Annotated in this window: 15 protein-coding genes and 1 pseudogene; 10 read left to right on the top strand and 6 right to left on the bottom strand. The window is 71.8% G+C overall.

Going from position 1 to position 22,261, the window contains the following annotated elements; translation table 11 throughout:
• The first annotated feature begins 386 nt into the window (after positions 1 to 386).
• Entirely contained in the window at positions 387 to 1,337 is a 951-nt protein-coding gene (locus ACZ44S_RS23335) for a CPBP family intramembrane glutamic endopeptidase (RefSeq protein ID WP_466932031.1), read from the top strand.
• 11 nt (positions 1,338 to 1,348) lie between these two features.
• On the opposite strand, the gene ACZ44S_RS23330 is transcribed toward ACZ44S_RS23335, so the two are convergent.
• Positions 1,349 to 3,001, bottom strand: a complete 1,653-nt coding sequence (locus tag ACZ44S_RS23330; RefSeq protein ID WP_466932029.1) for a PucR family transcriptional regulator — start codon at positions 2,999 to 3,001, stop codon at positions 1,349 to 1,351.
• 271 nt (positions 3,002 to 3,272) lie between these two features.
• Between ACZ44S_RS23330 and ACZ44S_RS23325 the strand changes: the two genes are divergently transcribed.
• Positions 3,273 to 6,083, top strand: a complete 2,811-nt coding sequence (locus tag ACZ44S_RS23325; protein WP_466932027.1) for a SpoIIE family protein phosphatase — start codon at positions 3,273 to 3,275, stop codon at positions 6,081 to 6,083.
• Positions 6,084 to 6,249: 166 nt separating this feature from the next.
• Here ACZ44S_RS23325 and ACZ44S_RS23320 read toward each other — a convergent pair whose 3' ends face one another.
• From ACZ44S_RS23320 to ACZ44S_RS23310, 3 genes are all read right to left on the bottom strand, one after another.
• Positions 6,250 to 6,468, bottom strand: coding sequence for a hypothetical protein (locus ACZ44S_RS23320; RefSeq protein WP_466932025.1), 219 nt, complete (start codon positions 6,466 to 6,468; stop codon positions 6,250 to 6,252).
• Positions 6,469 to 6,893: 425 nt separating this feature from the next.
• The gene (locus ACZ44S_RS23315) at positions 6,894 to 7,094 is read right to left on the bottom strand and encodes a hypothetical protein (RefSeq protein ID WP_466932023.1); all 201 of its coding nucleotides are present in this window, start codon (positions 7,092 to 7,094) and stop codon (positions 6,894 to 6,896) included.
• A 65-nt stretch (positions 7,095 to 7,159) separates the two neighbouring features.
• Positions 7,160 to 7,651 carry an FBP domain-containing protein gene (locus ACZ44S_RS23310; protein ID WP_466932022.1) on the bottom strand — a complete coding sequence of 164 codons (492 nt, stop codon included), beginning with the start codon at positions 7,649 to 7,651 and terminating at the stop codon, positions 7,160 to 7,162.
• 84 nt (positions 7,652 to 7,735) lie between these two features.
• Here ACZ44S_RS23310 and ACZ44S_RS23305 point away from each other — a divergent pair, with 84 nt between their 5' ends.
• Together ACZ44S_RS23305 and ACZ44S_RS23300 are read left to right on the top strand one after the other, a co-directional pair.
• Entirely contained in the window at positions 7,736 to 8,311 is a 576-nt protein-coding gene (locus ACZ44S_RS23305; protein ID WP_466932020.1) for a TetR/AcrR family transcriptional regulator, read from the top strand.
• A gap of 72 nt (positions 8,312 to 8,383) precedes the next feature.
• On the top strand, positions 8,384 to 8,863 hold the full coding sequence (locus ACZ44S_RS23300) for an IS3 family transposase (RefSeq protein WP_466932018.1): 480 nt from the start codon (positions 8,384 to 8,386) through the stop codon (positions 8,861 to 8,863).
• A gap of 247 nt (positions 8,864 to 9,110) precedes the next feature.
• Here ACZ44S_RS23300 and ACZ44S_RS23295 read toward each other — a convergent pair whose 3' ends face one another.
• Entirely contained in the window at positions 9,111 to 10,283 is a 1,173-nt protein-coding gene (locus ACZ44S_RS23295; RefSeq protein ID WP_466932016.1) for a GDSL-type esterase/lipase family protein, read from the bottom strand.
• A pseudogene (locus tag ACZ44S_RS23290) lies at positions 10,280 to 10,924 on the bottom strand (TetR/AcrR family transcriptional regulator). Before ACZ44S_RS23290 ends, ACZ44S_RS23295 begins: the two are co-directional and overlap by 4 nt.
• A gap of 757 nt (positions 10,925 to 11,681) precedes the next feature.
• On the opposite strand from ACZ44S_RS23290, the gene ACZ44S_RS23285 reads away from it, so the two are divergent.
• From ACZ44S_RS23285 to ACZ44S_RS23260, 6 genes are read left to right on the top strand one after another with little or no spacing between them, the layout of a single operon-like run.
• Positions 11,682 to 13,070 carry a serine hydrolase domain-containing protein gene (locus ACZ44S_RS23285; protein WP_466932014.1) on the top strand — a complete coding sequence of 463 codons (1,389 nt, stop codon included), beginning with the start codon at positions 11,682 to 11,684 and terminating at the stop codon, positions 13,068 to 13,070.
• 54 nt (positions 13,071 to 13,124) lie between these two features.
• Positions 13,125 to 14,714: an ABC transporter substrate-binding protein gene (locus ACZ44S_RS23280; protein WP_466932012.1), complete on the top strand. Its 1,590-nt coding sequence runs from the start codon at positions 13,125 to 13,127 to the stop codon at positions 14,712 to 14,714.
• Between the two features lie 31 nt (positions 14,715 to 14,745).
• A complete protein-coding gene (locus tag ACZ44S_RS23275; protein ID WP_466932010.1) occupies positions 14,746 to 15,780 on the top strand; it encodes an ABC transporter permease in 1,035 nt (344 codons plus the stop codon).
• Positions 15,781 to 15,783: 3 nt separating this feature from the next.
• Complete coding sequence (locus ACZ44S_RS23270) at positions 15,784 to 17,826, top strand: dipeptide/oligopeptide/nickel ABC transporter permease/ATP-binding protein (protein WP_466932008.1); 2,043 nt, start codon at positions 15,784 to 15,786, stop codon at positions 17,824 to 17,826.
• Positions 17,823 to 18,818 (top strand): ABC transporter ATP-binding protein, encoded by a 996-nt coding sequence (locus ACZ44S_RS23265; protein ID WP_466932006.1) that lies wholly within the window; start codon positions 17,823 to 17,825, stop codon positions 18,816 to 18,818. Before ACZ44S_RS23270 ends, ACZ44S_RS23265 begins: the two co-directional genes overlap by 4 nt.
• A gap of 53 nt (positions 18,819 to 18,871) precedes the next feature.
• Positions 18,872 to 22,252 (top strand): serine hydrolase, encoded by a 3,381-nt coding sequence (locus ACZ44S_RS23260; RefSeq protein WP_466932004.1) that lies wholly within the window; start codon positions 18,872 to 18,874, stop codon positions 22,250 to 22,252.
• Positions 22,253 to 22,261: the final 9 nt, after the last annotated feature.

Below are 22,261 nucleotides of genomic sequence, written 5' to 3'. Positions count from 1 at the left end.
CCCTCTCCCCCCCCCCCCACTAGGGGGGGGGGGGGGGGGGGCAACCCCCCCCCCCCCCCCCCCCCCCCCCCCCCCCCCCCCCCCCCCCCCCCCCCCGCGGCCGGGCCGGCGCGCGCCGGCCGAAGCTCACCGAGGACGAGGCCGTGAGCGCCGTTCCCGCTCTGTGATCCATGAGAGGGCTCCGGGATCCCTGGTCACGCCCCGTCTTCTCTCCAGAGCGAATCAGTGTGGCACGTTGGTGACGGACCATCACATGGAGGAGGGCCCGCTGCCGGTGACCGGTACAGCAGGCTGTACCGGCTTTCGGGGTGCCCAGCGCAGTGAAATCCGCACTGCCCGCTGATGTGCTGAGGGCATCGCATCCAGCACCTCGAAAGGACACGGCGATGAGCAACCAGGCATACGTCGGAACGGCCGTCCCACCCGCACACCATGGCCCGCCGACGCCTGCCGGAGTACGTGGACATGTCCGGCGCTTCCCGCTGACCTGGTTCTTCGCCCTCGCGTTCCTGCTGAGCTGGGTGGCCTGGACGCCGTACATCCTGTCCGAGAACGGCCTGGGCGTGCTGCACTTCGCATTTCCCTCGGTGCTCGGCACCAGCCAGCTCCTGGGAGTCATTCCCGGTGCCTACCTCGGGCCGGTGCTGTCGGCCCTGGTGGTGACCGTTGTCGCCGACGGCCGCCCCGGCCTGCGGGCCTGGATCGGGCGGATGACCAAGTGGCGGGTCGGCTGGAGCTGGTACGTGGGCATCGCGATCGCGGTGCCCGCGGTGCTCACCCTCACCACCGTCCTGCTGTCCGGTCAGCTTCCGGGCATGCCGAGTGCGGTTCTGCTGGCCGCGTACGTACCGGGTCTGATCCTGCAGATACTGACCACGGGCCTCGCCGAGGAGCCCGGCTGGCGCGACTTCGCCATGCCGCGCCTGCAGCACAAGTTCGGCCCCCTGCGCGGCACCCTCGTCCTCGGCCCGCTGTGGGGCGTGTGGCACCTGCCGCTCTTCCTGAGTGAGTGGGGCGGCTGGCCGGACGTCTCCTGGGACAAGCCGGTGGAGTTCCTCGCCATCACCGTGGCGTTCAGCTTCGTCATGACCTGGGTTTTCAACCACACCGGTCAGAGCCTGCTGCTGGCCATGGTGCTGCACACCAGCGTCAACAACTTCTTCTCCGTCGCCTGGTCCGACATGTTCCCGTCACTGTCGTTCCGGTACACCGACCACGCGTTCCTGGTCAGCTCGGTGGTGGTGGCCGTCGTCCTGCTGGTGGCGACCCGGGGGCGGCTCGGCTGCCCGCCGGACGCCGTCGGCGGCCCAGCGGGGCCCCGCTGGGCCCAGCGGTGACCTGCCGGTGCTCATGGCGAGGTGCGCGGCAGGGGGAGCAGACGGAGCTGGAGCATGGCGGCGAAGCGCGCCTCGGGGTCGTCCAGGTCGATGCCGCCGACCTCGGTGAGACGGCGCAGACGGTAGCGGAAGGTGTTGGGGTGGACGTGTACCGCGGCCGCGGCCGCGGTGATGTCGCCGAAGGCGTCGAGCCATGCGCGCAGCGTTTCGACGAGATTCGCACGGCGCCGCTCGTCGTAGGCGGCCAGCCTCGCGATCAGACCGCCGGGCTCGTCGCCCCGAGCGGCCACGAGGTCGCGCAGGTCGCAGAGCAGGGCTTCGACCTGTACGTCGGCGAGCCGGGCCACCCGGCGCTCGGACGCCCGGGCACGGAGCACCCGCAGCGCCCGGTCGGCGCCCGAGCGCGCGTGCGCGAGGCCGACGGCGTCCGCACCCGTCGGACCCACACCGATCACCGCTGCGGTGCGCGTCACCACCCGGTCGAGGAAGTCGGCGGCGATCCGCGCCGCACGCTCCTCACCGGTCCCGCCGTCCTGCTGGGCGGGGACCAGCCCGTAGGCGGTGTCGCCGAGCAGGGCGGCGGCGCAGTGCGGGTGCACGGCCGCCAGGTGCATCGCGAAGGCGTCGGCCAGGCGCGCCCGCTCGGTCGCGAGCTCCGCCTCCGCCCCGGTCACCGGCTTCTCGCCGGTGTCGTCGCACAGCGCGAGGGCCAGTACCACGACGGGTCCGCCGGACAGGCCCAGCCTGTTCAGCGCCTCTCGGGCACCGGCCCCTCCCTCGAGGGCGGTACTGACCAGATCGGCACGCAGCCTGCGTTCGACGTCGGCCCCGGCCCGCAGTCGGAGCATGTGGAGGGCGACGATCTTGGCCGAGTCGCGCAGCGCCTGTGACCGCCCCGGGCTGAGGGGCTCGCGCACGGCGGCCCAGATCGAGCCGACCACCTCATCGCCTGCCCGGACGGCGACCGCGACGCGCGGCACGGTGGTGCCGTCCATCCCGTCCGGCAGCGGTGGGATGTGGACCAGCCCGTCACTGCGGTAGAGGTCGCGGAAAAGGCCGCGGGTGGTGAGCTGACGCCATAGCCGCTCGGGGACCTGACGGCCGAGAATCGTCTCGGCTCGGGAGGCGTCGGCCCTGTCCTGCTGGCCCGAGAAGGCCAGCACCCGTGAGTGGCGGTCCTCGATCGTCACCGGCGCGTCGATCAGCGCGGCGATCGAGTTGGCGAGCGCGAACAGGTCACCGGACAGGGTACTGCCCAGGGTCTCGGGACCGTCCCCGCCGATGTCGCCCTCGGCGAGGACCGCGCGCAGCATGGCGGCCACCTGCACCCAGGACGCCCCGCGGGTCAGTCCGAGGAGCCCGACGCCCGACGTCTCGACCGCCGCCGCCACCCTCGCGTCCACCGGTACCGGGGCTCGCACCACCAGGGCGACGGTTTGCCGGCGCCCCAGCTCACCGAGCAGCCGGGCGACCTCGTCCGGATCGCGCAGGCCGACGCCCAGCACCAAGGCGTGCGGCGGCGGCGCGGAGTCGTCCACGGGGTCGTGGATGACCACGCCGCCGATGGCCGCGGTGTCGCGTGCCCCGCCGTGGACCACCTCGAGCAGGGTGGCCCCGAGATGGTGCAGAACCCTGACCAGGCCACCGTGGGCGTGTGCGTTCATGGAGCCGGCGCCTTTCGAGCTGATAGCGACGAGGGCACCACATCCGCCGCGTCCCGACAAGACCGGCAACCCGGTCTGCTCAGCAGCCGATGCCCCGGCCGCCCCGTCTCCCTGTGCCGCCCGCACCCAGGAGAGGCCCCGGCCGAGTCGTCCGGCTGAGTGGAAACGTAAAAGGGTAAATATTTCACCAACCCTTAGAATGCGGGTGAAAAGCCTCTGGTGTAAACGCGTGGGGGCACTTCCCGACGCGTGAGCCGGGCGAGGGGTGATCATGAAGGCACACTTCCGCCGAATCCGGCACGCGCCGCCCGGCTCCGCTTCCGGTACGGGTCGGCGCGCCCTGCTGAGTCCGCACAGCGCCGCCGGTCAGGTGTTCCTCCTCCAGGTCGTGATCGTGGTGCTGCTGGTCGTGGCCGCGGTGACGGCGCTGATCCTGCAGGCTCACCGGGACAGCACCAGGGAGGCCAGACGGCAGTCGGTGGCCGTGGCCGAGGCGTTCGCCAACGCTCCGGGCATGGAGGCTGCGCTGGACTCCCCGGATCCGACGGCGGAACTCCAGCCGCGGGCCGAGACGGTCCGGAAGAGGAGCGGTGTCGACTTCATCACCGTCATGGACACGAACGGCATCCGTTACACCAACCCGATCCCTGACCGGATCGGCAAGAAGTTCGTCGGAAACATCGAGCCGTCGTTGCGCGGCGAGGTCTTCGTCGAGACGCTCGACACTCCGTCGGGCCGCGTCGTCCAGGCGGTGGTGCCGGTGACCGGACCCGACGGCTCGGTGATCGGCCTGGTGTCCTCCGGGCTCAAGGTCCGTAACGTGACCAGTATGGCCGCGAACCAGCTGCCGATCATCCTCATCACCGGCGCCGTCGCGTTCACCGTGTCCACGACCGGGACGGCACTCGTGGCGCGCCGGCTGCGCCGCCAGACGCACGGCCTGGGCCCGGTGGAGATGGCGCGGATGTACGACCACCATGACGCGGTGCTGCACGCGGTACGGGAAGGCGTGCTCATCACAGGGTCCGACGGACGGCTGGTGCTGGCCAACGACGAGGCCCGGCGGCTGCTGGGCCTGCCGGCGGAGGTGGAGGGCCGTCCGATCGGCTCGCTCGGACTCGACGAGGGCATGGACGGAGTGCTTGCGTCGGGTGAGCCGGTCACGGACGAGGTGCGGCTGGCGGGTGACCGGCTGCTGGCGGTGAACAAACGGATCACGTCCCCCCGTGGCGGGCAGCCCGGCAGCGTGACGACCCTCCGGGACACCACCGAACTGGCCGCGGTCACGGGACGGGCCGAGGTCGCCCGGGCCCGGTTGACGCTGCTGTACGACGCCGGCATGCGGATCGGGACGACACTGGATGTAACCCGCACGGCGGAGGAACTGTCCGAGGTGGCGGTGCCGCGGTTCGCCGACATCGCGGCCGTGGACCTGCTGGAGGCGGTGCCTCGGGGGCAGGAACCGACATCCGAGGCATGGGGACCGCTGCGTCGCACGGCGGTGTGCGGCGCAGCCGGGGCAACGGGGCTCCCCCCGGTGGGAAAGCTGATCACGGTCGTACCCGGGACCGCACCGGCCCGGGCACTGGAGTCGGGCCGGGCCGTCGCGGAGACGGCCCCGCGCGACGTGGCCGGTCCGCCGCCTACGGAGCAGGACCAGAACCCGGAGCAGGACCAGAACCAGGACTGGGACCAGGTGCGGGCGATGCCGGAGTACGGTCTGCGGTCGCTGGTGACGGTGCCCCTGCGGGCGCGGGGCGCGGTGCTGGGCATGGTGCACTTCTGGCGCACGGAGGGCCGACCTGCCTTCGAGGAGGACGACCTGGCCTTCGCCGAGGAACTGGCGGCACGGGCGGCGGTCGCCCTCGACAACGCCCGCCGGTTCACGCGTGAGCACGCGATGGCCGTCGCACTGCAGCGGAGCCTGCTGCCGAGGGGGGTCCCGGAACAGAACGCCCTGGAGGCGGCATGGCGGTACCTGCCCGCGGAGGCGGGGGTGGGCGGGGACTGGTTCGACGTCATCCCGCTGCCCGGCAGCCGGGTGGCGCTGGTGGTCGGCGATGTCGTCGGCCACGGCCTGCACGCTGCGGCGACGATGGGTCGGCTGCGGACCGCCGTGCACAATCTTTCCGCGCTCGACCTGCCGCCGGACGAGCTGCTGGCCTACCTGGACGACCTGGTGATTCGCATCGACGCCGACACGAGGACCGACGAGGAGACGGGCGACGGCGAGAGCACCGGCGTGACGGGGGCGACGTGTCTGTACGCGGTCTACGACTCGGTGACCGGGACGTGCACGGTGGCCCGGGCCGGGCACCCGGCGCCGGTGGTGGTGCTGCCGGACGGATCCGTCGACAGTCCGCAGGTGCCCGTCTCCCCTCCACTGGGCCTCAACGGCGTCCCCTTCGAGACAGCGGAACTGCGCCTGGTCGAGGGCTCGAAGCTGGTGCTGTACACCGACGGGCTGATCGAGGACAGGAAACGGGACATCGACAGCGGACTCGCGCTGCTGCACGAAGCGTTGCGTGGTGCGTCGGACCGTACTCCCGAGGAGATGTGCCACATGGTCCTCGACGCGTTGCTGCCGGAGCACCCGTCCGACGACATCGCGCTGTTGGTGGCGGGCACCCGGTTGCTCGATCCGTCGAAGGTGGCGGAGTGGGACGTGCCGTCGGACCCGCGGGCGGTGGCGGGTGTGCGCCGGCAGTGCGCTCGGCGACTACGGGAGTGGGGCCTGGAGGAAACGGCCTTCACCCTGGAGTTGATCCTCAGCGAACTGCTCACGAACGCGATCCGGTACGGGACCGAGCCGATCGGAGTGCGTCTGCTGTACGACGCGACCCTGACCTGCGAGGTGTCCGACGCCGGAAGCACATCCCCACAGGTGCGCAGAGCCGCGACCACCGACGAGGGCGGCCGGGGACTGTTCCTGGTGGCCCACTACGCACAACGCTGGGGCACCCGCTACACGCCGGGCGGCAAAGTCATCTGGGCCGAACTGGCGCCGCATGCCGAGGGGGCCGGCGGCACGGCCGACATCACCGCCGACACGCTCCTCGCACAGTTCGACGACTTGGCTTGACGCTGCGACGGACGGCGATGACATCTGTCGCCGCCGAGCACACCCCGGGTCGGGAAGTTCGCCCACCCTCATCACGATCTGCGGCGCGGCGCAGGGGCGGGTCCCGGTGGCCGTGGGGTCAGCGGACCTCGGCGAGCACGGGTTGGGAGCAGAAACGCAGGTCGCGTCAGGGGTTCTCCGGACCGTCGGCGAGCGGCTCGGCCTCGTCGGTGCTCGTGCCGCCCACCCGCACGCAGAGATCCGTCCCCACGTCCCGCAGGGTGTGCCCGGCGATGGTCGTGCCCGCGCCGGTGCCAGTCGCCCGGGCCGAACCGCGCCACGACCCCGACCGGCGAGGGCTCGGCCGAGCCGCGTGCCCGCCGCGGTGCGGGGCGTTGCGGATCACCGGACAGCAGCTCGGCCGCGTTCACGCCGGCCTGATACCCGGTGTCGCCTCAAGAACAGGTACGTCCACCACGAAGGTCGGTGCCACAGGTCCCGGTGAGCGGCAGCGTGGTGCGGAGATGCACGCGCGGCGAGACCTGGGGTGGAGGAACCGTCCACCGGTCCGCGTAGTGCCGCAGCGGCGCCACCGTGGGCGAGTGGGAAGCGTTCTGGATGGTCAACCGCCCACTGGCGGTAAACCTCGGACGCGACCACCAGGCGGGGCACGCCGGATCCCTTCGGCGTCGTGTCGACGGCGTGCTGAGCGACGTCCACCAGGTTCTCGTTCGCCTTGGTGGAACGACATGTGCACGAGACCGGGGTGCCGGTCGGTCGGGTCGTATCGGGGCAGCCCGGCCGGGCCACGGCTGTCGGACCCTTGGGATGTCAGGAGGCGGCCGCCTCGCCGGCCCGGCAGCGCGGGCAGGCACAGGGCGGGTACAGGTACTCCATCAGTGACAGCGGCTCCCGGACGTCGGGAACGTCGATCGTGCCGCGGTCCTCAACGACGGCGCAGTCCTGGTTCACCGTGTAGACGTGCAGGGTCATTTTCGTCCGCTGGCTCGTCGGCTCCGTGCTGTTCGTCATGTCGGTGCTCCTTGTCGGGGTGTCGGTGCGGGCCACGTCCTGAGGGCGGTCGCTCGGAGTCCGGCTCACGCGACCACCTCGGCGATGAACGCGGCGAGGTTGGCCACGGTCCGCTGGACCTTCTCCTGCGGGGTGAGGGACTCATGGAGGCGTCCGCCCATGCCCGCGTCCTTCTTCCCGCGCACGTACAGGGAACAGGCCAGGTCGCTGCAGATGTAGGTGCCGACCGAGTTGCCCTGCTGGCCGGCCTTCCCGGCCTTCGGTGCCACCATCAGGGAGACACCTCCGGTGTGCGTGGTCACGCACACCGAGCACATGCTGCGCCGGGTCTGCCACGAACCGGCGCCGGAGGAGCGCAGCTGGATGCCCACCGGGGGGCCGTTCAGCTCCGCCACGAGGTAGGCCCGGTCGGGGGCGCGAGGGTCCCGCCAGCCCAGGAAGTCCAGGTCGCTCCATGGCTCCCCGCTCAGCTCGCGGGGCACGTACAGACGCTTGGCCTCTCCCTTGGTGCAGTTCACGAAGGCGTTGCGGATCTCTGGTTCCGTCAGAGGTTTCATAAAAATGACGGTAATTTGCCTAAACAATTTAGGCAAGTCCATAATGTTCCAAGGCTGGCTCGGTGAGCGATGTGGAGGACGGGTGTGGCGCGCGCAGGACTGACCACGGAACGCCTGGTCAAGGCAGGGGCCGAGATGGCCGACGAGATCGGATTCGAGCAGACCACTCCCTCGGAGCTGGCCCGACGCTTCGGCGTCAGGACCGCGAGCCTGTACTCGCATGTGAAGAACGCCCACGACCTGAAGACCAGGATCGCGCTGCTCGCCCTGGAGGAGCTGGCCGACCTGGTGTCCGCCGCGGTGGCCGGCCGGGCCGGCAAGGACGCGCTGACCGCGTTCGCGAACGCCTACCGCGACTACGCCCTCGAGCACCCGGGCCGCTTCGCCGCCACCCGGTTCCGGCTCAGCCCGGAGGCGGCCGCCTCCAGCGCCGGTGTGCGGCACGCCCAGATGTCGCGGGCGATCCTGCGCGGATACGACCTGGCCGAACCGCACCAGACACACGCCGTGCGACTGCTGGGCAGCGTGTTCAGCGGATTCGTCGGTCTGGAGGGCGCGGGAGGCTTCAGCCACAGCTCCCCCGACGCGCAGGAGAGCTGGACCGAGATCCTCAACGCCCTGGACATCCTCCTGCACACCTGGCCCACAGCGTCCTCATGAGGACCGAGATCACCCCTGTTTCGGAACCGGCTCCGCCAGAAGACTCTGGCGCGCGGTGCACCGTCGGAACGCGTGGAGAGGTGGCTGGGCACCGCCCGCCCGTGGGCGGAGCCGGTGACGGGCGCGGACGGCGCGGACCGGGTTGCCCGGCGGGCGGCCGACGCCCGCCTCACCACCCGCATACGGGCCGTGCATCGCGAATCGGACGGCACCCACGGTGTCCCGAGGATCACCGCCGAACTCCGGGAGAACGGTGAGCGGGTCAACCACGAGCGCATCGCGCGCGTGATGCGGAGCATCAACCCGGCGGGCGTGCGGCCGCGTCGCCGGCACCGCACCGCGATCGCGGACCCGACCGCGGCGAAGGCTTCGGACCTGATCGGCCGTGACTTCACCGCCACCAGGCCGAACGCGAAGTACGTCGGCGATCACCTCTCCCCGGGGGACGGTGGGAAGTGCCTTCCGTCCTGGGTCGGCTTACGCGACGCAGGACTCCTCGTTTTCGATGGCGAGCTCGGCGTCGCTTCTGGCTTCCTGGAAGAGGCCTCATGATGCGGCGAAGGCACCTGCGACGATTACCCCTCCGACAAGCAGCGCCGCCCCGCCGGCCAGGACGGCGGAGCCGGACACGGGGCGCCGATTGCGACCGGTGATGCGCAGCGCCTCAACCACAACGGGGGTGCCGGCCCGGCGGTCGTCCGGTCTGATCGCAGAACTGCTGCCCGTCATGCCGTCCCGCTTTGTTGATGAGCCTGTGGACGGCAGCTTACGAGCGGTGCCAGGGTGTCGGGTTGATCCTTCAGCCAGTTGTGATGGCGAAGGGCCCGTTGTCTGCGAAGACGAGCTTGGCGAAGTTCTCGCCGATGCGGCGGTGTCCTTCGGGGCTGGGGTGGATCGCGTCCGGCAGGGGGAACTCGTCGTGATCGTTCTCGCCGTAGAGGTCGAGTCCGTCGAGGTAGTGGAGGTTGGGGTCCTCGGCGGACCGCTGCTTGACGAGGTCGGCCAGGACGTCGCGGACGATCGTGAGCGTCAGCCGTCCGGCGGCGGTCTCGGCCGGATCACCGGTGGCCTTGAACTTCAGGGCTCCATTGGAGAGGTCCGGCATGAGAGGTCCGGGGGTGTTCTCGTGGGTCGGACACAGGACAGGGGAGACCAGGAGCAAAGGGGTCGTGGGGTGGCCCTCGCGGATGGTGTCGAGGAAGCCGTGGATGGCGGGGGCGAAGGCGCGCAGGCGCATGGCGTCGCTGTTGACGACGTTGATGCCGAGCTTGAGGCTGATCAGGTCCGCGCGGGTGTCGCGCATCGCGCGGGCGGTGAACGGGTCGACCAGCGCGCTGCCGCCGAATCCGAGGTTGATCAGCTCCACATCGCCTGCGGAGGCGGCCAGCGCGGGCCAGATGGTGCTGGGGGAGACGGCGTTGGATCCGTGGCTGATGGAGCTGCCGTGATGCAGCCACACCCGGCGCCCGGTCTTCGGGGCCGGCTCGACGGGGGCGTCGGTGCGCAGGGCGATGACCTCGGTGATCTCCGCGTGCGGGAGCCAGATCTCGATGTCCTTCTCGCCGGCGGGGAGGCCGGTGAAGTGGGCGGTGCCGGCAGGGCCTGGGGTGAATTCCGCGGTCTGGGTCTGCATGTCGGTGACGGTGCGCAGGTTTCCGCCCTCCACGGTGGCCTGGGCGGTGAGGCGGCCGTCGACCAGGAGGTCGTAGACGCCGTCCGGCGGGGGCGGGAAGCCCCGGTAGACGCGTTTGGTCGGCAGGGTGTCCAGGCGGACGGCGGTGGCGCTCGTACGGAAGGCCAGCCGGACACCGGAGGGCTGAGCCTCGGCCACGGCCAGCAGGTCGTCGGGGATCTGGCGGCGCGCCCAGGCAGGCAGCCGGTGGGGCAGCAGGCCGTGGGCAGTCTCTTCCACGTCGAGGTGTCCGTGCAGGAAGTCGACGGTGATGGGGGTGGTGATCTGTTCGCTGCTCATTGCCTCAAGCCTTCTCGTTCTGGGGTGAGGTGTCGGGTCGGTATGGAGAAGCCGTCGCGGGTGCCGCGACCGGTCAGGGGGCGGACCGGTCGCGGCAATGCGGTGTCGAGGCAGTCCAGGGTCCAGGCCCAGGACAGCTGCGCGGCGATGCCGGTGTGGTCGAAGCCGCCGGCTGCCTCCAAGGGGCGTAGCCGTGGAAGAAGCTGCCCAGCATGCGGACCGCGTGCGTCTGGTCAGGCTCAGCCAGGTCGTAGCCGCGCAGGATTGCCCGAGTCATCTGCGCGCGCCGGACGCCGGCGCCGGCCGCGGCGGTCTGCGGGTCGAGCCGGTACCGCGCTGCTTCGTACCGGCCCGGGTGCGCGGGCGTAGTCCCGGTAGGCGTTCGCGAAAGCCGTCAGGGCATCCTTGCCCGCGCGCCCGGCCACGGCGTCGGCGACCCGGTCGGCGGGTTCCTCCAGCGCGAACAGCGCGATCCGGGTCTTGAGGTCGTGGGAGTTCTTCCCATGCGCGTACAGGCTCGCCGGCTTCACGTCGAAACGCCGGGCGAGCGCGGACAGGGCCACCCGGTCGAAACCGGCCTCATCGGCGAGTTCCGCACCAGCGAGCGTCAGCCGCTCCGGGCTCGGTCCTGCCCGAACCACAACCATCACCTACTCTCAGCATGCCTATGACTAGCATGCACGAACCTATAACTTATAGGCAAATGAGGCTCTTATTAAGGTTCGCTGACTCTGCAGGGGGTGAGCGCGACGGCAGGGCCGGCGAAGCCGCACGGGCACCCACCTTGATGCGCACAGACGGTCCCTTGGCCGAGCAAGATCAAACGTGACGGCCCGGCGACCGCGAAGCGCCCTTCCGGTCCGTGGATCCAGCCCGACCTGATCATCCCCACCGGCACGGGCCAGGCTCCCAGCGTCGCGAGCATCTACCGGGCACTTGCCGAGCACGAGAAGAAGCAGGCGTCCCCCGAAGCCGTCGCGGCGGCCCGCGCGGACGCCGCCGGCCTCCAGGACGCCGACGACATCCTCCCGCCGAGTCCGCATCCGGCGGCGGCCGGATGATCCGCTCACCCGACGCCGGCCGGACCATGATCAATCTCAGCGGCACTTTCTGTACCGCAACTGCTCACACCCGGAGCCGCGAGTGGCGCACTGAGGAGACACGGCCGTGTCCTCGTTACCGCGGAGGCATGTGGCACGGGCTCCGGTCCGGACCGCGTCCAGAGCCGGCAGCCCGCCCCACAGATGTCAGGACACACCAGGGCTGCGTGCCGGCCCGCGACCCGTGCGAACTGCACAGGTCTGGGGCCGCTGACTTCGTGCGGAAGCACGGAGTCGCGGCCCGGGCTTCGTGTTCCGGCACGAATCCGTGCCGCGTACGGGCCCCTACGTTCACGGCATGTCGAAACTCAACGAGATTCACGGCTGGTGGGAGGAGCGGCTGCCCGTCCTCCTCGACCGGTACGGCGTTCCGGGCGCGGCGGTCGCCGTGGACCTGGGCGGAGAGGTCGCGGACCACGGCACGGGGGTTCTGAACCTGTCGACGGGGGTGGAGGTCAATACCGACACCTTGTTCCAGATCGGTTCCATCACGAAGGTGTGGACGGCGACCCTGGTGATGCAGCTCGCCGACGAGGGTCTGGTGGAGCTGGACGAGCCGGTGCGGGTGCGGCTGCCGGAGTTCCGGGTCGCCGACGAGTCCGCCTCGGCCGAGGTCACCGTGCGTCAGCTGCTCAACCACACCGCCGGGTTCGAGGGTGACATCTTCACCGACACCGGCAGGGACGACGACTGCGTGGAGAAGTACGTCGCCACCCTGGTCGACGTGCCCCAACTCTTCTCCCCGGGGGCATTGTTCTCCTACAACAACGCCGGCTATTGCGTGCTGGGCCGGCTGGTCGAGGTGGTGCGTGGCAAGCCGTTCGCCGCCTGTCTGCGCGACCACCTGTTGTCCCCGCTGGGCCTCACCCACGCCGCGCACGGGCCGGAGGAGGCGATCCTGCGCCGGACGGCGGTCGGGCATGTCCGGCCGTCACCCGAGGACGCTCTCGTGCCCGCTCCGGTGTGGGCGCTCGCCCCCTCGAACGCCCCCGCGGGCTCGATGCTCGCGATGCGTCCGCGGGACCTGCTGGCCTTCGCCCGGATGCACCTCGACGGCGGCACGGCGGCCGACGGCACGGTCGTTCTGCGGGACACCACGGCGAAGGCCATGCGGGAGCGGGAGGTGGAACTTCCCCGGCTCGGGGTGATGGGCGATGCCTGGGGGCTGGGCTGGGAGATCTTCGACGGCGCGGGCACTCCGGTGATCGGGCACGACGGCACCACCATCGGCCAGGCCTCCTTCCTGCGGATGGTGCCCGAACACGACCTCGCCGTCACCCTGCTGACCAACGGAGGCGACGCCCTCGGCCTTTACCGCGAGGTCGTCGGACATGTGCTGCGGGAGCTGGCCGGCACGGAGCTTCCGCCGATGCCGGTGCCGCCCGCCGATCCCCGGCCCGTCGACGCCGGCCGCTACACCGGTACCTACAGCTCGCGTCTGTTCGACAACACCGTCACCCAGGATGACGCACGCCGGGTCTGGGTCAGGTGTGTCCCCAAGGGGCTCGCGGCCGAGATGGGCATGGAGACGACCACGTTCGAGCTGGTCGCCTTCGACGGCGACACGCTCATCGCCGCGGAGCCGGAGAACGGATTCCACCAGCCGTACGCCTTCGTCGGCGGCGCTCCCGGTGGTCCCGCGCAGTTCCTGCACACGGGCCGGGCCGACCGCCGCACGTCCGACTGACCACCCGGGCCGGTGGTCCGCCCCGGCCCATGACGAGCCTTCTCGGGAGGCACCATGAAATACGCAGGGCCGACGACCATCGCGATGGCCGGAGCGCTGACCATCGCCCTGACCGCGTGCAGCGGATCCGGCGGCACGAGCACGTCCGGCAAGCCCGTCGAGGGGGGGACGTTCACCCTCGCCATCTCCGCCGATCCCGGTACCCTCGACCCGCACGCGACCGCGCTGTCCGTCGCCCACCAGGTCGGCGCGTTCCTCTACGACTCGCTGGTGGCCGTGGATGCCTCCGGCAAGGAGGTCCCGGCGCTGGCCGGCACGTGGAAGAGTACGGCCACGACCGCGAGTTACACCTTGCGCAAGGGGATCACCTGCTCCGACGGCACCCCGCTCACCGCGACCGATGTCGCCGACAACATCAACTACGTGTCGGACCCGAAGAACGGGTCGAGCGCCATCGGACTGTACGTGCCGCCCGGCGCGAAGGCGAAGGCCGACGACTCGGCCGGAACCGTTACCGTGACCTCACCCGTCCCCGACGCGTTCCTCGGCCGGAACGTGGGTGGCCTGCCCATCGTGTGCCGCGAGGGCATGAAGGACCGCTCGATCCTCAAGCAGGGCGGCTCGGGCACCGGAATGTTCACCCTCACCGAGGCCGTCGCCGACGACCACTACTCCTTCACCCGGCGCAAGGACTACGCCTGGGGACCCGGAGGCGGGACGAAGGACGCGAAGGGCCTTCCGGACACGGTGGTGCTACAGGTCGTACCCAACGAGGCCACCGCCGCCAACCTGCTCCTCGTCAACCAGGTCAACGCGGCCGTGATCACCGGGCAGGACAGGAAACGGGTGGCGGAGCGGCTCGACTTCCAGCGCTCGATGCACGCGCCGCTGGGTGAGCTGTGGTTCAACCAGCGACGCGGCGCTCCGACCGCGGATGCCGGGGTGCGGCGCGCGCTCACCCAGGCCCTCGACCTGAAGCAACTGCGCACGGTGGTCACCAATGGCGGTGGCGAGCCGCTCACCGGGCTGGTCGCCAAGGGGCAGGGTCCCTGCACCGCGGACACCGTCGAGGGAAACCTGCCGGACCACGACCGGGCCGCCGCGGAGCGGGCTCTCGACGCAGCGGGCTGGAAGCCGGGTGCCGACGGAGTACGGCAGAAGGACGGCAAGCGGCTCTCCCTGACCTTCTACTACCCGACCAGCCGCGGCATTCCGATGCAGAACGCCGCGGAACTGCTGCGTTCCTCCTGGCAGCAGGTGGGTGTGAAGGTGTCCCTGCGGGGTGCGGCCGACGCCCAGTTCGACCAGGTCATCTCCGGCGAGGGCTCCTGGGACGCGCTGTTCCTGCCGCTGACGGTCACCCTGCCCACCCAGGCCGTGCCCTTCCTCTCGGGCCCCACCCCGCCGGACGGCAACAACTTCGGCTCCGTCGACAACGCCGCGTACGAGGCCCACGTCAAGGCCGCCTCGGCGCTCCCCGGCGCGAAGGGGTGCGACGAGTGGGCCGCCGCCGAGAAGGCGCTGTTCCAGCAGGCCGACGTGGTGCCCTTCGCCGACCTGGTGACCCCGGTGTTCGGCAACCGCGCGACCTTCGAACTCGCCGACGGCTCCATCGTCCCGACATCGATCCGCATGGTCGGATGACCAGCCCCGTGACCCGGAGGCACCCGCACACATGAAAGCGCAGACGGCCGGCCGGCTCCTGTCCGGGCCCGGTACCCCACGTCCCCCCACCGTGCCGGGCCCGGCCATCGGCCTGCTGGAGCACCCCTGGACGCGTTTCACGGTACGCCGCCTCGGCCGGCTGGTGGTGTCGGTGTGGGTCCTGGTGACGGCCGCGTTCCTGATGATCCACCTCATCCCGGGCGACCCGGTGCGCGCCGCGCTCGGACTGACCGCGTCGCAGCAGGTGGTGGACCAGCGGCGGGAGCAACTGGGACTGAACGACTCCCTGCCGGCCCAGTACCTGCGCTTCCTGCGGGACCTGGCCGGGGGTGACCTCGGCGTATCGGTGACCAGTGGTCTGCCCGTGACGCAGACGATCGGTGACCGGCTGCCGGCCACCGTCGCGCTCGCCGTGGCCTCCTTCCTGCTGGCGGTGCTGCTGTCCGTGCCGCTGGGCGCGGCGATGGCGGTCCTGACCCGCGGCGGCCGCCGGCACCGCACCGAACTGACCTTCACCTCCGCCGGCGTCCTGATCGCCACGATCCCCGAGTTCCTGCTCGCCGTGGGTCTCGTCTGGGTGTTCGGCGTGCGGTTGGGCTGGTTCCCCGTCGCGGGCCAGGCCGGAATCGACTCCTACGTACTGCCGGTGGTCTCCCTGGCCGCCGGGCCGGCGGCGGTGCTCGCCCGGATCGTGCGGATCGAAATGCTGTCGGTGCTGCACACGGACTACATACGCACCGCACGCGCCAAACGCCTGCCGGCCCGGCGCATCCATCTGCGCCATGCCCTGCCCAACGCCGTGACCGCGGGACTCACCATCGGCGGGCTGCTGCTGAGCGGCCTGGTGGCCGGCACGGTGCTGGTGGAGAACGTCTTCGCCTGGCCGGGCCTGGGCAGCACCATCGTCCGGTCGATCCTCACCAAGGACTACCCCGTGGTGCAGGGCGTCGTCCTCGTCTACGGCACGGGGGTGCTGCTGGTGAACATCGCGGTCGATGTCGTGCTGGCCCTGCTCGATCCCCGTTCCGCGATCCGGGAGAGCTGACCGATGGCGGTGGAACACCGGACCCGCGCGGCGGGCGAGAAGGAACCCCGAACCCGCGAGGACGGATCCCGGAGCGGGCCGCGGGGCGGCGGTCCGGCGGGCGGCGGCCAGTGGTTCGGCGTACTGCGCTCCCCGCTCGGCTGCTGCGCGGCCGTGCTGCTGCTGGCCGTGCTGCTGCTTGCGGCGTTCGGGCCGCTGCTGTGGTCCGGCCGGGCCGCCGCCATCGACACCGGCCGGCTGCTGCAAGGGCCCTCGGGCCATCACTGGATGGGCACCGACAACCTCGGCCGGGACGTCTTCTTCCGGGTCCTGGTCGCCACCAGGCTGTCGGTCGCCCTGGCGCTGCTGGCGACGGTGCTCGGTGTGGTGACCGGCCTGGTGCTCGGCGTGGCACCGGCCCTGCTGGGACGCCGGGCCGGGAGGGCGGTGACGGCGGTGGTGAACATCGCCGTGGCCTTTCCCGGGCTGCTGCTGGCCCTGTTCTTCGCCGTGGTGTTCGGTGTCGGCACCCAGGGCGCGGTGCTCGCCATCGGCTTCGCGACGGCACCCGGCTTCGCCCGGCTCACCCAGACGCTGGTGGCGTCGGTCAGCGAGCGGGACTTCGTCTGCGCGGCCCGGGTCGCCGGGGTCGGCAGGCTGCGTGTGCTCACCCGCCACGTCCTGCCGAACATCGCCGAACCGCTGATCGTCAACGCCACCATCGGCGCCGGGAGCGCGCTGCTGGCCTTCTCCGGGCTGTCGTTCCTCGGCCTGGGCGTCCAGGCACCGTCGTACGACTGGGGGCGGCTGCTCGGCGAGGGCCTCACCGGCATCTACACCCATCCCGCCGCGGCCCTGGCGCCCGGTGCCGCCGTGGTGATCGCCGGGCTGGCCTTCAACCTCACGGGCGAGGCCGTCGCCAAGGCCGTCGGCATCCCCACCGCGCGCGGCATCCGCCTGCCGTCCCCCGTCGGGAAAGCCGCTGCCGGGAAGGCACCGGTCGAGCCGGAAGCGGCTGCCGCGCCCGGCACGGAGCCGGTGCTGTCGGTGGAAGGGCTGCGGGTGAGCTTCCCCGGCCCGCACGGTCCGGTGACCCCGGTGCGCGGTGTCGGCCTCTCGGTCGGCCGGGGGGAGTCGGTGGGCGTCGTGGGGGAATCCGGGTCGGGCAAGAGCCTCACCGCGCTCGCCGTGAGCCGGCTGGTCGAACACCCGGGCACGGTGGACGCCGACCGTCTGGAGTTTCTCGGGACGTCCCTGCTCGACGGGGAGAAGGAGACGGCGGCCACCCGGCAGCTGCTCGGCACGTCGCTGGCCATGGTCTTCCAGGACCCCATGACCTCCTTCAACCCCACCATGCGCATCGGCCGGCAGCTCTCCGAAGTGGCGGAACAGCACCTGGGGATGAACCGGCGCGGAGCGTGGGCACGGGCGGTGGAACGACTGCGCGAGGTGCGCATCCCGGCGGCGGAACGGCGCGCGGCGCAGTACCCGCACGAGTTCTCCGGCGGCATGCGCCAGCGCGCGATGATCGCGCTCGGCCTGATGGGCCGCCCGGCGCTGATCATCGCCGACGAACCGACGACCGCGCTGGACGTCACGGTCCAGCGACAGGTCCTGCGCCTGCTGGAGCGGGTGCGTACCGCGGACGGCGTGGCCCTCCTGCTGATCAGCCATGACATCAACGTGGTGGCGCAGACCTGCGAGCGGGTCCTGGTGATGTACGCGGGCCGCGTCGTGGAGGAGCTGCCCTCCGACCGGCTGCTCACCGCCGCCCGGCACCCCTACACGCGCGCGCTCATCGCCACCGTGCCCCACATGGAGAGCGACCTCGACCGGCCGCTCCCCGTCATCCCGGGGCGGCCCGTCACACCGGGCCAGGTGCCGTCCGGGTGCGCCTTCGCGCCCCGTTGCCCCGCCGCGCGGGACCGGTGCCATACGGACGACCCGCGACTCCGGGTGAGCGAGCCGGGGCACCGGATCGCCTGCTGGTATCCGCACACCGGTGCCACGGTCCGGCCCGACGAGCACCTGTCCGACCCCACCACGGAAGCGGGAGAACGACCGTGAGCGAGCTGCGGTTCGAGAACGTCACCGTGCGCTACGGCACCGGGCGCAGGGCACTCAGGGCCGTCGACGGAGTGAGTCTGACCGTGCCCCCGGGGCAGGTCGTCGGCCTGGTCGGGGAGTCGGGTTCCGGGAAGTCGACCCTGGCCCGTGCGGCGGTCGGCCTCGCTCCCCTCGCCTCCGGCCGGGTGCTGCTCGGCGGGCAGGACGTCGTCCACCGTGCGAGGGGCGGGGGGCACCGGCCGCTGCAGATGGTCTTCCAGGACCCCTACGCCTCGCTGGACCCGCGGATGCGGGTCGGTGACTCGGTGGCCGAGGCCATTCCGCGCACCGGCCCGTCCGACGGCGCGGGGCGCCGCGCGGAGGTTGCCCGGCTGTTCGAACTGGTGGGCCTCGACGCGGGGCACGCCCTTTCCCGGCCGGCGGAGCTGTCCGGCGGGCAGCGCCAGCGGGTGGCGCTGGCACGGGCGCTGGCGGGACGGCCCTCGGTGGTCGTCGCCGACGAGATCACCTCTGCGCTGGACGTGTCGGTCCAGGGCACCGTGCTGAACCTGGTGCGCGACCTTCAGCGGCGGATGCGCCTGGGCATGCTGTTCATCTCGCACAACCTCGCTGTGGTCCGCTACGTCAGTGACGTCGTCGCGGTGATGTATCTGGGCCGCATCGTCGAGTGCGGTCCCGCTCACGACGTACTGGCCGATCCGCAGCACCCCTACACCCGTGAGCTGCTGGCCGCCGCACCGCAGCGGGACGGGTCCGCGTGGGCCGACACGGGGCAGGGCGAGGGTGCCGTCACGGAGGTCGAGCCGCCGGATCCGCACCACGTGCCGGCGGGGTGCCGCTTCCATCCGCGATGCCCCGTAGGGCCGTTGGTACGGCCCGACCGGGCCGAGTGCCTGACTCTCGATCCCTCTCCCGGCTCCGCGGGGCGTGTGCACGGCGCGGCCTGCCACTTCGCCGCGGACCGGCTCGCACCGCCGGGTACGGCGCGGTGAGCGCGCCCGGCTCTGCCCACCCCTACGTCGATCCATCAGTGAGGAGCACCGCCATGACCCGGCCCCTGCGTCTGGAGGACCTGTCCGGTATCGCGACACCGGAGCAGCCGGCGCTGTCCCCGGACGCCCGGCGCATCGTGTACGTGCTGCGCACCGGTGACACGGAGACCGACCGGACCGTTCGCACCCTGTGGATGGTGTCGCGCACCGGCGGTGATGCCCGCCGGCTGACCCACGGCGACGACGACCGGGCGCCGGCCTGGTCTCCTGACGGGACCCGTGTCGCGTTCCTGCGTACCGGCGACGGACCGCCGCAGGTGTGGCAACTGCCCGTCGACGGCGGCGAGGCCGAGCAGCTCACTCGTCTGCCGCTGGGCGCCGGCGCCCCGGTCTGGAGCCCGGACGGCACCAGGATCGCCTTCACCGCGCCGGTCGACACCGACCCCGAGCGGGGAACACGAGCCCCGGGGGCGCCGGGCCGGCCGGTGGTCACCGAGCGGCTCGACTACCAGGTGGACGGTGCCGGACTCCTCGGCACGGTCCGCCGGCACCTGCATGTCCTCGACCTCGCGACCGGACGCTGCCGCCAGGTCACCGACGGGGACCGGCACGCCTCGCCGCCCAGGTGGTCCCCGGACGGCACGCGCCTGGCGTTCACCGCCGCGACCGGCCCGCGGGCGGACCTGACCGCCCACTCGGCGGCCCATGTCGTCGCCGTCGAGAAGGAAGGGGCGTCCGCGGTGCGGGTCGGCCCGGCCGAGGGTGTGGCGCTGAGCGCCGACTGGACCGCGGACGGTGGGGCGTTGCTGGTCATCGGTCATCCCGGGGCCCCGGTGGGCCATGCGCGGCTGCTGCACCTCCCGCTCGGCGGCGAGCCCGGCACCGGGGTGAGGGACCTCGCCTCCGGACTCGACCGCAATGTGATGCCCGGCGGCCCCGGCTACCCCGGTGCGCTGCCGCAGCTCGCGGAAGGCGGCCACTCGGTGCTGTTCTGCGTCCGCGACCGCGGATGCACGCATGTGTACGCCACCGGTCCCGGTGGCCCGGACGGGCCTCGGCCACGCCCGGTGCTGGGCGGCGCCGGACGCACGGTGTCGGGCCTGAGCGTGCACGGCGGTACGGCCGTCACGGTGCTCGCGACACCCACCTCCTTCGGCGAGATCGTCGCCGTCGACCTGGCGTCGGGCGCCGAGACGGTGTGCACCGCACACGGCGCCGCCCTGGCCGATGTCGAGCTGTTCCCGCGCACGGAGCGGGAGTTCACCATCTCCGACGGCACCGTGGTGCAGGGCTGGCTGATTGAAGGGGCGCAGGAGGAGGACCGGCCGCGGCCGCTGCTGCTCGACATCCACGGCGGACCGCACAACGCCTGGAACGGCGCCGCCGACCCCGTACACCTCTACCACCAGCTGCTCGCCGCCCGCGGCTGGGCCGTGCTCCTGGTCAACCCGCGGGGCAGCGACGGTTACGGCGAGGACTTCTTCGACGCCGTGCACGACGCGTGGGGTCTGGCCGACGCCAAGGACCTGCTGGAACCCCTGGACACACTGGTCGCCGAGGGACTCGCCGACCCCGGCCGGCTCGCGGTCACGGGGTACAGCTACGGCGGCTACATGACCTGCTATCTGACCGGCCTCGACGACCGGTTCGCCGCGGCCGTCGCCGGCGGCATCGTCAGCGACATGACCAGCATGGCCGGTTCCGCCGAGGACGGGCCCTTCCTCGCCCGGTACGAGTTCCACGGGCCGCCCTGGGCCCACGGGGAGCGGTATGCGGCCATGTCTCCCCTGACGCGGGTGGACCGGGTCCGTACGCCCACCCTGATCTACCACGGCACGGACGATCTGATCTGCCCGGTGAGCCAGGCCGCGCAGTGGCACACCGCCCTGCGCGAACGCGAGGTGCCCACGCGGCTGGTGCTCTACCCGGGCGGCTCCCACATGTTCCCGCTGGACGGTCCCCCGTCGCATCTGCTGGACCTCAACCGCCGTGTCGCGGCGTGGGTGGAGCACCATGCGGGCGGCCGGCCGCCGATCGACACCGCGCACTGGCAGCGCCGGCTCGACGCCCTCGCCGTCCGGCACCGGGTGCCCGGGGCGGTGCTGGGGATCCTGCGGACCCGTCCGGACGCGGGCGGCGCGCGGCACGAGGAGTCGGCCGAGGCGGCCCACGGCGTGCTCAACGCCGATACGGGGGTGCCGGTGACCACCGACTCCCTCTTCCAGATCGGCTCGATCTCGAAGGTGTGGACGGCCACCGTGGTCATGCAGCTGGCCGACGAGGGGCTGCTCGACCTCGACGCACCGCTCACCGCGGTGCTTCCCGAGCTGTCCCTGGCCGACCCGCAGACCACGAAGTCCGTGACGATGCGGCATCTGCTGACCCACACCAGCGGCATCGACGGTGACGTCTTCACCGACACCGGACGCGGTGACGACTGCCTGGAGAAGTACGTCGCGGAGCTGGCCGACGTGGCGGTCAACCATCCCATCGGCGCCACCTGGTCGTACTGCAACTCCGGCTACTCCCTGATGGGCCGGGTCGTGGAGAGGCTCACCGGTGTCACCTGGGACCGGGCGATGCGCGAGCGGGTCTTCACACCCCTGGGACTGCGGCACACGGTGACCCTGCCGGAGGAGGCACTGCTGCACCGGGCTGCCACGGGCCACGAGGGGCACGACGGCGACGGCTCGCCACGGCGGGCGCCGGTGTGGGGCCTGCCCCGCTCGCTCGGACCGGCCGGGCTGATCACCTCCACGGCCGCAGACGTCCTGGCGTTCGCCCGGGCTCACCTGTCCGGCGGGCTGACCGCCGGCGGGCGGCTGCTGAGCGAGGCCGGTACTGCGGCGATGGCCGAACGGCACGCCGAGCTGCCCGACCCGTACACGCTCGGCGACTCCTGGGGCCTCGGCTGGTGCCGCTTCACCTGGGACGGGCGGCTGGTACTGGGCCACGACGGCAATACCATCGGCCAGTCCGCCTTCCTGCGGCTGCTGCCCGCCGACGGCCTCGCCGTCACGCTGCTCACCAACGGTGGCAACGCCCGCGACCTGTACGAGGAGCTGTTCGGGGAGATCTTCGCCGAGCTGGCCGGGCTCGACATGCCACGCACACCAGCCCCCCCGCCGCATCCCCCGGCCGTGGACATCCGGTCCCACACCGGCGTCTACGAGCGGGCGGGGGCACGGATCGAGGTGCTGGAGCGGGACGGCGAGGGGGTCCTGCGGACCACGGTCACAGGCCCGCTGGCCGAGCTGGTGCCCGACCCGGTGGACGAGTACCCGCTGGTCCCGCTCGACGCCTCCGGTGATCTCTTCGCCGTACGGGACCCGGACAGCGAAACCTGGCGGCCGGTGGTCTTCTACACGCTGCCGGGTGGCGAGAAGTACCTGCACCACGGGGTGCGCGCCACTCCCAAGGTGGTCTCCAAGTGACGGGGACCG

The sequence above is a fragment of the Streptomyces malachitofuscus genome (assembly GCF_055571035.1).
Note: the sequence above shows the minus strand (reverse complement) of the source record. Positions and strands in the feature narration are given on the sequence as shown.